The sequence below is a fragment of the Micromonospora sp. 050-3 genome (assembly GCF_046549335.1).
GTDB lineage: Bacteria > Actinomycetota > Actinomycetes > Mycobacteriales > Micromonosporaceae > Micromonospora > Micromonospora trifolii.
The window spans coordinates 60,615-74,168 of record NZ_JAJPVX010000003.1 but is presented as its reverse complement, the minus strand read 5'-3'; the positions used below and the strand labels follow the sequence as shown (position 1 = coordinate 74,168).

The 13,554-nt window shown below is 70.8% G+C and carries 13 protein-coding genes; 10 read left to right on the top strand and 3 right to left on the bottom strand.

Going from position 1 to position 13,554, the window contains the following annotated elements:
- Positions 1–421 precede the first annotated feature (421 nt).
- Both ACLJOK_RS28345 and mshA read right to left on the bottom strand, forming a co-directional pair.
- Positions 422–937 carry a YbjN domain-containing protein gene (locus ACLJOK_RS28345; RefSeq protein WP_410821673.1) on the bottom strand — a complete coding sequence of 172 codons (516 nt, stop codon included), beginning with the start codon at positions 935–937 and terminating at the stop codon, positions 422–424.
- A gap of 57 nt (positions 938–994) precedes the next feature.
- The gene (gene mshA / locus ACLJOK_RS28340; protein WP_410821672.1) at positions 995–2,359 is read right to left on the bottom strand and encodes a D-inositol-3-phosphate glycosyltransferase; all 1,365 of its coding nucleotides are present in this window, start codon (positions 2,357–2,359) and stop codon (positions 995–997) included.
- Between the two features lie 205 nt (positions 2,360–2,564).
- Between mshA and ACLJOK_RS28335 the strand changes: the two genes are divergently transcribed.
- Together ACLJOK_RS28335 and ACLJOK_RS28330 are read left to right on the top strand one after the other, a co-directional pair.
- Complete coding sequence (locus tag ACLJOK_RS28335; protein WP_184179006.1) at positions 2,565–3,326, top strand: SDR family oxidoreductase; 762 nt, start codon at positions 2,565–2,567, stop codon at positions 3,324–3,326.
- A gap of 64 nt (positions 3,327–3,390) precedes the next feature.
- Complete coding sequence (locus ACLJOK_RS28330; protein ID WP_410821671.1) at positions 3,391–4,179, top strand: class I SAM-dependent methyltransferase; 789 nt, start codon at positions 3,391–3,393, stop codon at positions 4,177–4,179.
- Positions 4,180–4,383: 204 nt separating this feature from the next.
- Here the strand turns inward: ACLJOK_RS28330 and ACLJOK_RS28325 are convergent, their stop codons facing one another.
- Positions 4,384–5,421 carry a UDP-N-acetylmuramate dehydrogenase gene (locus ACLJOK_RS28325; protein WP_410822203.1) on the bottom strand — a complete coding sequence of 346 codons (1,038 nt, stop codon included), beginning with the start codon at positions 5,419–5,421 and terminating at the stop codon, positions 4,384–4,386.
- A gap of 114 nt (positions 5,422–5,535) precedes the next feature.
- On the opposite strand from ACLJOK_RS28325, the gene ACLJOK_RS28320 reads away from it, so the two are divergent.
- The 8 genes from ACLJOK_RS28320 (at position 5,536) to ACLJOK_RS28285 (ending at position 13,513) form a co-directional block, all read left to right on the top strand.
- Entirely contained in the window at positions 5,536–6,294 is a 759-nt protein-coding gene (locus tag ACLJOK_RS28320; protein ID WP_410821670.1) for a maleylpyruvate isomerase family mycothiol-dependent enzyme, read from the top strand.
- A gap of 225 nt (positions 6,295–6,519) precedes the next feature.
- Entirely contained in the window at positions 6,520–7,824 is a 1,305-nt protein-coding gene (locus tag ACLJOK_RS28315) for an ABC transporter substrate-binding protein (RefSeq protein ID WP_410821669.1), read from the top strand.
- Between the two features lie 69 nt (positions 7,825–7,893).
- Entirely contained in the window at positions 7,894–8,877 is a 984-nt protein-coding gene (locus tag ACLJOK_RS28310) for a carbohydrate ABC transporter permease (protein ID WP_410821668.1), read from the top strand.
- Positions 8,874–9,707, top strand: coding sequence for a carbohydrate ABC transporter permease (locus ACLJOK_RS28305; protein ID WP_410821667.1), 834 nt, complete (start codon positions 8,874–8,876; stop codon positions 9,705–9,707). The genes ACLJOK_RS28310 and ACLJOK_RS28305 overlap by 4 nt, the downstream gene beginning before the upstream one ends.
- The gene (locus ACLJOK_RS28300; RefSeq protein ID WP_410821666.1) at positions 9,704–11,116 is read left to right on the top strand and encodes a GH1 family beta-glucosidase; all 1,413 of its coding nucleotides are present in this window, start codon (positions 9,704–9,706) and stop codon (positions 11,114–11,116) included. Before ACLJOK_RS28305 ends, ACLJOK_RS28300 begins: the two co-directional genes overlap by 4 nt.
- A 19-nt stretch (positions 11,117–11,135) precedes the next feature.
- Positions 11,136–12,143 carry a LacI family DNA-binding transcriptional regulator gene (locus ACLJOK_RS28295; RefSeq protein ID WP_410821665.1) on the top strand — a complete coding sequence of 336 codons (1,008 nt, stop codon included), beginning with the start codon at positions 11,136–11,138 and terminating at the stop codon, positions 12,141–12,143.
- Between the two features lie 58 nt (positions 12,144–12,201).
- Positions 12,202–12,615 carry a RidA family protein gene (locus tag ACLJOK_RS28290; RefSeq protein WP_410821664.1) on the top strand — a complete coding sequence of 138 codons (414 nt, stop codon included), beginning with the start codon at positions 12,202–12,204 and terminating at the stop codon, positions 12,613–12,615.
- A 1-nt stretch (position 12,616) separates the two neighbouring features.
- A complete protein-coding gene (locus ACLJOK_RS28285) occupies positions 12,617–13,513 on the top strand; it encodes a GNAT family N-acetyltransferase (protein ID WP_410821663.1) in 897 nt (298 codons plus the stop codon).
- Positions 13,514–13,554 lie beyond the last annotated feature (41 nt).

Here is a 13,554-nt window from a genome sequence, read left to right as displayed (position 1 = left end):
GAGCGCACCAGCTGTTTCACCAGCTCGGGCTTGCGCAATGCGGAGATCCCGGACACCCCGCGTTTGCGCAGCTGCCCGCGGATGTCGTCCACCCGCATCCGGGAAATCTCCGACTCGGAGACTCCGGGCGTACCCGGCGTCTGGTTGCCGGCCTGTCGCTTCGTCCTGGTCGCAGTCGCGCCGCGACCTGAGCTGTTCCGCTGAGCCATGGGACGCTCCGCTCCTTGGCACTCCGTCATCGGCGCGCGGGGGTCCCTTGCCGCACCGCGCGGTGCGGCATACCCGTCAGGAGCACTCCGAACCACAGTCAGCTCGCCATGATCGTGCTGGATCCAGGATCGAGTGGCATCGCCACGTCGGCGACACCACTACTTCCTGGTTCGAGCACGATCATGGGAGGCAGCCCTGTGCGGTGCTGGGGTCAGGTCGGGTCGGCGCCGGTGCCGGACGGCTCGAAGAGGTGGGCGAAGGCGGCCAGATTGGCTGTCGACTCGCCCCGCTTCACCCGCCACTCGTACTCGCGCCGGATCGAACTGCCGAAGCCGATCTCCAACATCGTGTCGAACGACTCGTCGGCGTACGTGAGCACAGCGCCGAACAGCCGGTCCAACTCGTCGGCGTCCACGCCGGCCGGGTTGACCCGACCGGTGAGGTACACGTCGCCGACCGCGTCGGTGGAGAAGGACACGCCGTACATCCGGGCGTTGCGCTGCAACAGCCAGGCCCACAGCTCCTCGCGGCGCTCGTCCGGCTGGCGCATCACGAACGCCTCGACGCGCAGCGCGTGCTCGCCGACGATCAGGTTGCAGATCGTCTTGAGCTTGTGGGTGCCCGGCAGCGTCACCGCGTACGAGCCGGGGCCGGTCGACTCCCAGGCCAGGTCCCTCTCGGCGCAGACCGATTCGATCAGGGTCGCAAGATCGCTCTTCGGGCTCACCGGACCCACTCTACGACCGACCCGGCTCGCGCACCGGGTGGCGACCGACGCCCGCGGTCACCAGGAGCAGGAGAGCGCCGGGTCACCCGCCAGGTCGGCTGCGAGCCGGGCACGCTGCCCGGCGATCGCCTCGCCGTAGACCCCGAGCAGACCGGCGACCGTACGTTCCCAGGAAAAGTGCCGGGCGTGCTGCTCCGCACCTCGGGCGAGCACCGACCGGAGAGCCCGGTTCGGCAGCAGGCCGCCCATCGCACGGGCCCAGTCGGCCGGGTCGTGCCCGTCGATCAGTACGCCACTGACCTGGTCCCGTACCGCGGTGACCAGCCCTCCGACGGCGGCGGCCAGCACCGGCGTACCGCAGGCCTGCGCCTCCAGGGCGACCAGCCCGAACGATTCGTTGTGCGACGGCACCGCGACCAGGTCCGCCGCCCGGTACAGGGCCGGGAGGTCGTCCCCGGTGAGCGGTGGCAGGAACCGCACCCCGTCGGTGACCCCGAGCTTGGCGGCCAGCTCGATCAGGGCGGTCGGCCGGTCCAGCCCACTGCCGCTGGGCCCACCGCAGATCACCACTGTCACCTGGTCGGCCAGCGCCGGGTCGCGTTCCCGCAACGCGGCGATCGCCCGGATCAGCACGTCGGGGGCCTTGAGCGGCTGGATCCGACCGACGAAGGCAACCACGTACCCGTCGACGGGAAGCCCCAGCCGGCGACGGGCCTGGCGGGCGGCCGCGGACCGGTCGCCCGGCGCGGGCCGGAACCGGGCCAGGTCGACACCTGGCTGCACGACGGACACCCGGGTCGGGTCGGCGTCGTACCGGTCGAGAAGGTCGCTGGCCTCGACCCGGGTGTTGGCGACCAGCCGGTCCGCCTCGGCGACGACCTGCTCCTCGCCGATGACGCGGGCCTTGGGCTCCGGCCGGTCACCGGCCGCGAGTTGGGCGTTCTTGACCTTCGCGAGGGTGTGCGCGGTGTGCACCAGCGGCACCCCCCAGCGCTCCTTGGCCAGCCAACCGACCTGGCCGGAGAGCCAGTAGTGGGAGTGGATCAGGTCGTAGTGGCCGGGCGGGCGGGACGCCTCGGCACGCAGCACACCGGCCGTGAAGGCGCAGAGCTGACCGGGCAGCTCCTCCTTGGTGAGACCTTCCAGGGGGCCGGAGGTGATGTGTCGGACCTGCACGCCGGGCGCCATCTCGACCACCGGGGGAAGGTCACCGGAGGTGGCACGGGTGAATATCTCCACCTCCACGTTGGCCTCGGCGAGACGCCGGGCGACTTCGAGGATGTAGACGTTCATTCCGCCGGCATCACCAGTGCCGGGCTGGTGCAGGGGTGAGGTGTGTACCGACAGGGTGGCGATGCGGCGGGGCCGGGGCCACGGTCGGGCACCTCGCTGACGCCCGACACCGGTGTGCATTTCCGCCACATCCGCTCCTTCTTCACGGTTGATGCCGTCTCGCACGACCGGCGCTTCTCGGTCAACCTGTACGCCGGATGTCATCTTCCCCATCGGGCTTCGGAAATTCCCCGGCGCGGCCCCTCGGGGTGACGGACCTCATCACCGAACGCCCGTCAATCCCCGCCGTACGCCCGGTCGGGGCGGGTCGTACGCCCAGGGTGACAATGTCGGGATGACCTCAGTCGCCATCGTCACCGGAGCGTCCAGCGGAATCGGCGCGGCCACCGCCCGCCGGCTCGCCGCCGAGGGCTTCCACGTGCTCGCCGCCGCCCGCCGCGCCGAACGGCTCGCCGACCTGGTCGCCGAGATCACCGCCGCCGGCGGGCAGGCCACCGCTGTGACCTGCGACATCACCTCGGACGAGTCGGTGGCCGGGCTGGCCGAGGCAGCCGCCCAGGCACCCGGGCCGGTCACCCTGCTGGTCAACAACGCCGGCGGAGCGCGCGGGCTGGACCCGGTGGAATCCGGCTCGGTCGCCGACTGGCAGTGGATGTACGACGTGAACGTGCTCGGCACCCTGCGGGTCACCCAGGCGCTGCTGCCGGCGCTGGAAGCCTCCGGTTCCGGCACCATCGTGGTGGTCTCCTCCACCGCGGGCCTGACCGTGTACGAGGGCGGGGGCGGCTACACCGCCGCGAAGCACGCGCAGACCGCCATCGCCGGCACGCTGCGCCTGGAGCTGTGCGGCCGGCCGCTGCGGGTCATCGAGATTGACCCGGGCATGGTGAAGACCGACGAGTTCGGGCTGGTCCGCTTCGAGGGCGACGCCGAACGGGCGGCCGCCGTCTACGCCGGGGTGCCGGGCCCACTGGTCGCCGAGGACGTCGCCGACTGCATCGCCTGGTGCGCCACCCGCCCCGAGCACGTCAACATCGACCGACTGGTGGTCCGGCCACGCGCACAGGCCGCCCAGCACAAGGTGCACCGGGTCTAGCAGTGCTGCCCGGCCGCAGTCGCGAACAGAGATCGGCCCAGGGGTCGTTGGCACTGAGGTCGACATGAGCCCTGTGGCGCGGCGCCGGCCGGTCGGCGCGGTCACGCGCGGTACCACGAACCCGAACCGGCTCCGTCGGGTGGACAACTGGATCGTCGCCACCTGCGCCGACCGGCTGTTGGCGGCGGACGACCCCCTGGTGGTCGACCTCGGCTACGGCGCCACCCCGGTGACCGCTGTGGAGTTGCGCGCCCGGCTGGCGGCCGGGGTCCGTCCGGACGTACGGCTGGTCGGGTTGGAAATCGACGCGGCCCGGGTGGCGGCCGCGGCGCCGGCCGCCGACCCACCCGGGCTGACGTTCGCCCGGGGTGGGTTCGAGTTGGCCGGGCTCCGGCCGGTGCTGGTCCGCGCGTTCAACGTGCTGCGGCAGTACGACGAGAGCGAGGTGGCCGAAGCCTGGCAGACGATGACCGCCGCGCTCGCCCCCGGCGGAGTGCTCGTCGAGGGCACGTGTGACGAGTTGGGGCGGCTCGCCAGTTGGCTGCTGATCGACGCCGACGGCCCCCGGACGCTGACCCTGGCCGCGAAGCTCACCACGCTGGGCAGCCCCGCCGAGTTGGCCGAGCGGCTACCCAAGGCGCTGATTCACCGCAACGTTCGCGGTGAGCCGGTGCACGCGCTGATCCGCGCCCTGGACGACGCCTGGCAGGCCGCCGCCCCGTACGCCACCTTCGGCCCCCGCCAACGCTGGCTGCGCGCCGTGACCCGCCTCCGCGAAACGGGCTGGCCCATCGTCAACAACCCCACCCGCTGGCGTCAGGGCGAACTAACCCTCCCCTGGCCCCTCCCCTAACCCCGCACCCCGCCCTGTCTGGCCCGACCCGACCGCCCCACCCAACCCGTCGGTCGATCATGGAGTTGTGGCGGGTGCTTTGACCCCGGAAAGGGTGAATGTCCCCCACCACAACTCCATGATCGACGCAGTCAGGCGCGCAGTCAGGCGCGCAGTCAGGCGCGCGGGGCTGGCGCGGGGCGCGGGCGGGGGGCTGGGGGTGGGTTAGAGGGTGCAGTTGATGAGGACTGGCTCGGGGTGCAGGGTTACGCCGAAGCGGGCGTGGACCTGGTCGCGGATGGTGCGGGCCAGGGTGAGCAGGTCGCTGGTGTGGGCGGTGCCGCTGCGGTTGGTCAGGGCAAGGGTGTGCTTGCTGGAGATGGCCACCCCACCCTCGCCGGGGTGGCCCTTGGCGAAGCCGGCCTTGTCGATCAGCCAGGCGGCGCTCACCTTGACCAGGCCGTCCGCCCCCGGCCAGGCGGGCGGGTCGCCCAGCTCGGCGGAACGTTTTAGGAGCTGTTCGTACGTCGCCCGGTCGAGAACGGGGTTGGTGAAGAAGGAGCCGACCGAGCGAGTGTCGGGGTCACTGGCGTCCAGCACCATTCCCTTGCCCGCCCGCAGCCGCAGCACCACAGCTCGGGCGTCCGCCAGCGGCACCTGGTCGCCCACCTCGACGCCGAGGGCTCGGGCCAGCTCCGCGTAACGCACCGGCCCGGAGAGCGGAGATTTGGTGAGCCGGAAGTCGACCGAGAGCACCAACCAGCGGTCCACGTACTTGAAGATGCTGCCCCGGTAGGCGAAGCCGCAGTCGGCGGCGGGGATGACCTGACGGGTGTCCTCGACCCGGTCGTACACCTCGACGCCGGTGATCGTCTCGGCGACCTCCTGGCCGTACGCGCCGACGTTCTGGATCGGGGTGGCACCGGTCGAGCCGGGGATGCCGGAGAGGCACTCCAGCCCGGCCCAGCCGTTGGCGACAGTGGCGGCGACGAGGTCGTCCCACGGCTCACCGGCGTCGACCCGTACGGTGACCGAGGTGGCGTCCTCGGCGATGACCTGTACGCCACGGGAGCGCACCAGCACGACGGTGCCGCGGAAGCCGGCGTCACCGATCACCACGTTGCTGCCCCCGGCCAGGATCAGGACCGGCTCTGCCGCGGCGCGCACCGCCTGGACGAGCTCGTCGGCACTGCCGGCGGCCACGATCCGCTCGGCCGGCCCACCCGTTCGGAGGGTGGTGTAGCCGGCGAGTGGACCGGGGATGGCACGATCGGCGTCGGTTGTCGGCTGGGCGGAGGCGTCTGGCACGCCCTTCACCTTAGGCTGACAAGTAGCCGTGGCACCCACTGGTCGCCCGGCACCCCCGGGAGGATGGCGATGAGCAGACTGCAGGGCAGCAAGGATTTCTGGATCGGGGCGCTCCGGACGGAGGGTCCGGCTTTCGCGGCAGCGGTGGCCGAGGCACCGCCGGAGACACCGGTGCTGTCCTGTCCGGGCTGGACGGTCAACGACCTCACACTGCATATGGCCGGCATCTACCACTGGGTTTCGTCGTTCGCCGGTTCCGGCCAGACCAGCCAACCGCCTCGGCGGGAGAAGGTCGAGGCCGACCCGGGCGTGAACGCGCTCCAGCTGTGGCAGCAGGGTTACGACCGGGTGATGACCCTCTTCGACGGGCTCGACCCGGAGGCGCCGACGTGGAACTGGGCCCCGCAGCCGAAGAAGGCCGGTTTCTGGCCGCGTCGGATGGCGCACGAGACGGCTGTGCACCGCTGGGACGCCCAGCTCGCCATCGGAGCTGGCGACCCGGTGGAGGCGAAGCTGGCGGCCGACGGGGTGAGTGAGGTGCTGGACACCTGGCTGCCGGCGGGCCGGCGGCAGGTGCCGGGTGACTGGCACGGGGTGGTGCAGCTCTGCGCGACGGATGCGGCCCACGAGTGGTATCTGCGGTTGCGCGGCGAGGGGGTGGCGCTGCTCGACACCGCGACCATCTTCGACCACGACGATCACCACGCCCGCGCCCAGGTCAGCGGCACCGCGAGCGACCTGCTGCTGGCGCTCTGGGGTCGGGTGAGCTTCGAGACGCTGGACGTCGTCGGTGACCGCACCCTGTTGAACGGTCTGCGCACGGGCTGACCGACCCACCACGAACGAGGGCGTCACCCCGGCGGGGGTGGCGCCCTCGTCGGCGTCCGGGGTCACCGCGCACCGGCGGGCTGCGCCCTGGCGACCGTCCATCACGGGACCACATCACTGAGAGAGCGCTCTCTTGACAGCGGGTTGGCGACCCACCACAGTGTCGTGAGAGCGCTCTCTTAGCCATCTGCCATCACCCGCCCGCCTTGAGAGAGGTCGAAATCCATGGCTGTCTTCCCGCGCCGCCGCCACGCCGCGGTGGCCCTCGCCGCCGCCACCGCCCTGCTCGTCACCGCTGGCTGCGGCGGCGGCGACGAGCCGGGCGACGGACCGGTCACCCTGACCGTCGACGTCTTCGGCCAGTTCGGCTACGAGCAGCTCTACCAGGAGTACATGACCGCGAACCCCGGCGTGAAGGTCGTCGAGCGCGGCACCGGCACCAACCTCGACGAGTACTCGCCGAAGCTGACCCAGTGGCTCGCCGCCGGCCGGGGCGCCGGCGACGTGGTGGCCATCGAGGAGGGTCTGCTGGTGGAGTACAAGGCAAATCCGGACAACTTCGTCAACCTGCTGGACCACGGCGCCGCCGACCTCAAGGGCAACTTCCTGGAGTGGAAGTGGAACGCCGGCCTGACCGCCGACGGCAAGCAGCTCATCGGCCTCGGTACCGACGTCGGCGGGATCGCCATGTGCTACCGCAAGGACCTCTTTCAGAAGGCCGGCCTGCCCACCGAGCGCGACGCGGTCTCGAAGCTCTGGCCGACCTGGCCGGACTACATCGCCACCGGCGAGAGGTTCACAGCGGCGAAGACCGGCGCGTCCTTCCTCGACGGGGCGACGAACACCTTCAACACCATCCTGCTGCAGACCGCCGGCAACAGCAGCGGCTACAGCTACTACGACACCAGCGAGAAGCTGGTCGTCGACAGCAACCCGGCCGTGCGACAGGCCTATGACACCACAATGGACATCATCGACTCGGGGCTCTCCGGAAAGTACGGCTCCTGGTCGGAAGAGTGGGTCTCCGCCTTCAAGCAGTCGAAGTTCGCCACCATCGCCTGCCCCGCCTGGATGACCGGCGTCATCGAGGCCAACGCCGGCACCGGCGCACAGGGCAAGTGGGACATCGCCCAAGTCCCCGGCAACGGCGGCAACTGGGGTGGATCGCACCTCGCCGTGCCGAAGCAGAGCAAGCACCAGGCCGAGGCGATCAAGCTGGCCAAGTTCCTGACCAGCGCCAAGGGGCAGATCGGAGCGTTCAAGGCCAAGGGTCCGCTGCCCTCCTCGCCGCAGGCGCTCGACGACCCGGCGATCACCGGCGCGACCAACGCGTACTTCTCGGGGGCGCCGGTCGGCGCCATCTTCGGCACCGGCGCGAAGAGCCTGAAGCCGGTCTACATGGGCCCGAAGAACCAGGCCGTACGGACCGAGGTGGAGAACGCGGTACGGACCGTGGAGCTGGGGCAGCGCAATCCCGCGCAGGGCTGGACCGACGCGGTGACCAACGCGAAGAAGGCCGCCGCCAAGTAGCCCAACCAGCGGGCGGGCGGGCTCCGACGACCGGAGTCCCGCCCGCACGGCGGAAAGGAGTTCCCGGGCATGACCGTCCAGCTCGACGCCCGCCCGCCGGTCGTACCGGCACCCCAGCGTTCGCCAGGCCGGCTCAGCCGGCTCGACACCCGGCTCTCGCCGTACCTCTACATCGCCCCGTTCTTCCTGATCTTCGGCATCTTCGGGGCGTACCCACTGGCGTACACCTTCTGGGTCTCGCTGCACGACTGGGACCTGCTCGGAGCCGACCACCCCTTCGTCGGAGCGGATAACTACACCCGGCTGCTGGCCGACGCCGACTTCTGGCACGCGCTGGTCAACACGCTGGGGATCTTCGTCATCTCGACAGTCCCGCAGTTGCTCGCCGCGCTGTGGCTGGCCAACCTGCTCAACCGCGGCCTGCGCGCGCGCACCGGTTGGCGGATGGCGGTGCTCGTCCCCAACGTCACGTCCACCGCTGCGGTGGCGATCGTGTTCGGGGTGCTCTTCGGCCGCGAGTTCGGCATGATCAACTGGGCGCTCGACCTGGTCGGGCTGGACGCGATCGAGTGGAAGTCCAACCGGCTGGCCTCCTGGGTGGCCATCTCCGCCATGGTCGACTGGCGGTGGACCGGCTACAACGCGCTGATCCTGCTGGCCGCGATGCAGGCCATCCCCCGCGACCTGTACGAGGCGGCGGCGATCGACGGCGCCAACCGGGCACGACAGTTCTGGTCGGTCACAGTGCCGCTGCTCAAACCGACGATCATCTTCTGCACCATCATCGCCACCATCGGCGGCCTGCAACTCTTCACCGAGCCCCGGATGTTCCACTCCGGCACCAACCCGATCCGCGGTGGGCCGCTGCGCGAATCTCAGACGCTGACCATGTACATGTTCGAGAACGCCTTCGCCCCGCACTACAACTTCGGGTACGGCTCGGCCGTGGCCTGGTTGCTCTTCGCGCTCATCGCGATCGTCGCGGCGGTCAACGTGCTGCTCCTGCGCCGCCTCGGCGGCGGGGACCGACCGCAGAAGGGAGCGGCGCGATGAGCCGACTCTGGCGGGCCAGCCCGCTCACCTACCTCGCCCTGGTCGTCGCCGCCGGCCTGTCGGTCTTCCCGATCTGGTGGATGTTCGTCGTCGCCAGCCGCAGCAACGACGCGATGGGCCAACTGCCACCCCCGGTCACCCCCGGCGGCAACCTGGGCGCCAACATCGCCCGCCTGTTCGACAACACCGACGCGTACTTCCTGACCGGCCTGATCAACTCAGCTGTCGTCTCGACCACTGTGACCGTCTCCGTGGTGTTCTTCTCCAGCCTGGCCGGGTTCGCCTTCGCCAAGCTCAGGTTCCGTGGCCGCAACGCCATGCTGCTGGTGATCATCGCGACCATGATGGTGCCGACGCAGCTCGGCGTGATCCCGCTCTACCTGCTCATGACCAAGCTGCACTGGAACGACCGGCTGCCAGCGGTCATCGTTCCGGTGCTGGTCACCGGGTTCGGGGTGTTCATGATGCGGCAGTACGCCGGCCAGGCGGTCAGCGACGAGCTGATCGAGGCGGCACGGATGGACGGCTGTGGCACCGCCCGGATCTGGTGGCACGTCGTGCTGCCCGCCCTGCGTCCCGCCGCCGCAGTCCTCGGTCTGCTCACCTTCATGACCACCTGGAACGACTTCCTCTGGCCGTACGCTGTATTGAACGATCCGGCGAATCCGACAGTGCAGCTGTCCCTACGAGCACTGTCGGACGGGTATTACCAGGACATGTCGCAGGTGTTCACCGGAACGGCCATCGCGACGCTGCCCCTGCTACTGGTCTTCGTGTTGTTCGGCCGGCAGATCATCGGCGGAATCATGGAAGGTGCGGTCAAGGCGTGAACGAGCGGAGCGAGCCAACCAACCGGCCCAGCAACGAGATCCGGTTTCCCGAACACTTCCTCTGGGGGGCGGCCACCGCCGCGTACCAGATCGAGGGCGCGGCCCGCGACGACGGTCGCGGTCCGTCCATCTGGGACACCTTTAGCCGTACGCCGGGCAAGGTGTACCAGGGCCACACCGGCGACGTCGCCTGCGACCACTACCACCGGTACGCCGACGACGTGGCGCTGATGGCCGAGCTGGGCCTTCGGGCGTACCGGTTCTCGGTCGCCTGGCCGCGGATCCAGCCCGACGGCACCGGCCCCGTGAACCCCCGTGGGCTGGACTTCTACGACCGGCTCACCGACACGCTGCTCGACCGGGGAATCGACCCGATCGTCACCCTCTACCACTGGGACCTGCCGCAGGCCCTCGGTGACCGGGGCGGCTGGACCAACCGGGACACCGCCGAGCACTTCGCCACCTACGCCACTGCGGTGTACGCCCGCCTCGGCGACCGGATCGACGTGTGGACCACGCTCAACGAGCCGTGGTGCTCGGCCTACCTCGGTTACGCCAACGGGCTGCACGCTCCGGGCGAGCAGGATCCGGCGGCGGCCTTCACCGCCGTACACCATCTGCTGTTGGGACACGGCCTGGCGGCGCGGGCGTTGCGGGCAGCCGGCGCGCGCAGCGTTGGCGTCACCGTCAACCCGGCCGACGTACGCCCGGCCGACCCGCAGAGCGCGGCCGACGCCGCAGCGGTCCGCCTGGTCGACGGCCTGCACAATCGGATCTTTCTCGACCCGCTGCTGGCCGGCGGTTACCCGGACGACGTCCGCGAGCACGTGGCCCGGATCGTCGAGCCGACGTTCATCCGCGACGGCGACGAGAAGGTGATCGCCGCCCCGATCGACCTGCTCGGCATCAACTACTACGCGCCGAGCTACGTGGCCGGTCGGCCCGACGGTGCCGGCAACGCCGTGTATCCGGGCACCGAGGGCGCTGTGCATTTCCTGCCGCCGGCCGGGCCGCTCACCGACATGGGTTGGATGATCGAACCGGCCGGGCTCACCCGGCTGCTGGAGCGGATCGCCGCCGACTACCCCGGGGTGCCGCTGCTGATCACCGAGAACGGTGCGGCGTTCCCGGACAAGACCGGCGCCGACTCGCCCGACGGCCCGGCGCAGGTGATCGACGCCGATCGCATCGCCTACCTCGACGGGCACCTCCGTGCGGCGCACGAGGCGATCTCCCGGGGCGTGGACCTGCGCGGTTATCTCGTATGGTCATTCCTGGACAACTTCGAGTGGGCGGAGGGTTACCGCAAGCGGTTCGGGATCGTGCACGTCGACTACCTGACCCAGCGGCGCACACCGAAGGCCAGCGCCCGGTGGTACCAGGAGGTGATCTCCCGGAACGGGCTGTGATGAGCGGGGGGAAAGCGCGATGACGACGGCGCAGCGGCCGACGCTCGAAGCGGTGGCAGCGCGGGCCGGGGTGTCCCGCGCCACCGTTTCCCGGGTGGTCAACGGCTCCACCACCGTCGCCGAACCGATCCGCGAGGCGGTCACCCGGGCGGTCGCCGAGTTGGGGTACGTCCCCAACCTGGCGGCCCGCAGCCTGGTCACCCAGCGCACCGACTCGATCGCCCTGGTCATGCCGGAGGCGGCCACCCGGGTCTTCTCCGACGACCAGGTCTTCCCCGGCATCATCCGGGGCGTCAGCCAGGAGTTGGAGGCGGCCGACAAGCAGCTGGTGCTGATGCTCGCCGGCTCACCGGCCGGGCACCACCGGGTCGAGCGGTACACCACCGGCCGGCACGTCGACGGTGTGCTCTTCGCGTCGCTGCACGGCGCCGACCCGCTGCCCGGCACACTGGCCCGACTCGGCATCCCGGTGGTGGTCAGTGGCCGCCCGCTCGGCGACGTGCCCGTCCCGTACGTCGACGTCGACCACGTGGGCGGGGTGACAGCGGCCGTCCGGCACATGATCGACACCGGTCGCCGACGGATCGCGACCATCGCCGGGCCACAGGACATGGTCGCCGGAATCGAACGGCTCAGCGGCTACCGCAGCACTGTCGCCGACGCCGGGCTGCCCGAGCTGATCGCCATCGGTGACTTCACCCGGGAATCCGGGTCGGCGGCGATGCGCCGCCTGCTCGCCGAGCATCCCGACCTCGACGGCGTCTTCGCCGCCTCCGACCTGATGGCGCACGCCGCCCTGCGGACGCTGCGCGAGGCTGGTCGGCGGGTGCCCGACGACGTGGCGGTGGTCGGCTTCGACGACATCGAGACCGCCGCCTACACCGAGCCGCCGCTGACCACCGTCCGGCAGCCCATCGTGGAACTCGGCCGCCGGATGACCCGCCAACTGCTCCGGCTGGCCGCCGGCGAGAGCATCGAGCAGGCGATCATGCTCCCCACCGAGCTGATCCGCCGCGCCTCCGCCTGACCGCGCCGGGCAATTTATTGCGTCGCTCGGGCGGGCGATCCTGGTTAGCCTCGCCGACATGCCGGATCCCGTCTCGCTGCTGCACGTCCCCGCCCTCTCCGACGCAGCCGAGTACGCGTACGCGGCCACCGTCGACGCACCTGCCCGGTTGGTGTTCACCGCCGGGGCGTGCCCGCTGGACGCCGAGGGGCGCACTGTCGCGCCTGGCGATCACGCCGCGCAGGCCCGGCAGGTGATGACGAACCTGGAGACCGCCCTCGACGCGGCCGGCGCGCGCATGACCGACGTCGTCAAGACCACTGTCTACGTGGTGTCGTCGCAACAGGCTGACCTGGTGACCGTCTGGGAGGTGGTGCGGGACTTCTTCGGCGACCACGACCCGCCCAGCACCCTACTCGGGGTGGCCGTGCTCGGTTACACCGACCAACTGGTCGAGGTCGAGGCCGTCGCGGCCGTACGGATGGAGGGCTGACATGCGCATCCGTGTGGCGCAGCCGGACGACGCTCCGGGCGTGGTGGCGCTGCGGACGATCGTCTACCCGTACCAGGTGCGCGGCGTCGAGTCGACCCGGAAGATGATCGCCGAGCCGGTACCGGGCAGGGACTGGGTCGGCTTCGTGGCCGAGGTCGATGCCCAGGTCGTCGGTTGGGTGACGGCCCAACGCAACGACTCGACCTCGACGGCGAACTTCGGTGACATCAGCCTCCTGCACGTCCACCCGGAGCACCGGCGGCGCGGCATCGGCACCGCGCTGCTGACGACCGCGACAGGTCACCTCGCCCCGCTGGGGGTCCGCCGGCTCCGCGCCTTCGCCCAGCCGGACGCGCTGCCGTTCGCCAGTCGGCACGGCTACGAGCCCAGTCGTGAGCTGCGCTTCTCGGCGCTCGATCTGAACCCGGCACCCGCGCTGCCCGACCCGCCGCCGGGCGTACGGCTGCTTCCGATCGCGGAACTGGCCCCGCACCGGCTCTACGCGGCGGACGTGGCAGCGGCGCTGGACGAGCCGGGCGACGTACCTGTCGACTCGATCAGCTACGAGAGCTGGTTGTACGACGTCTGGGACAACCTGGGCCTCGACAAGGAGGCCAGCACCGCCGTCGAAGTCGACGGGGAGGTGGCCGCGTTCAGCCTGGTGAAGCGGGACGGGGACCGGATGTGGTCGGACTTCACCGGCAGCCTCCCGGCGTACCGCGGCCGAGGGCTGGCCCGGCTGGCCAAGACGGTGGCGCTGCACCGGGCCGCCGCGAACGGCGTGCGCGTCGCGTACACCTCGAACGACGAGTCGAACGGGCCGATGCTCGCGATCAACACCCGGCTGGGCTACCGCCCGGTGGCAGCCGAGTGGTCCTGCCTAGCAGACCTGACCTGACCAGACCGGGCCCCCCGCCCGCGCCGATCTTGCAGTTCCGG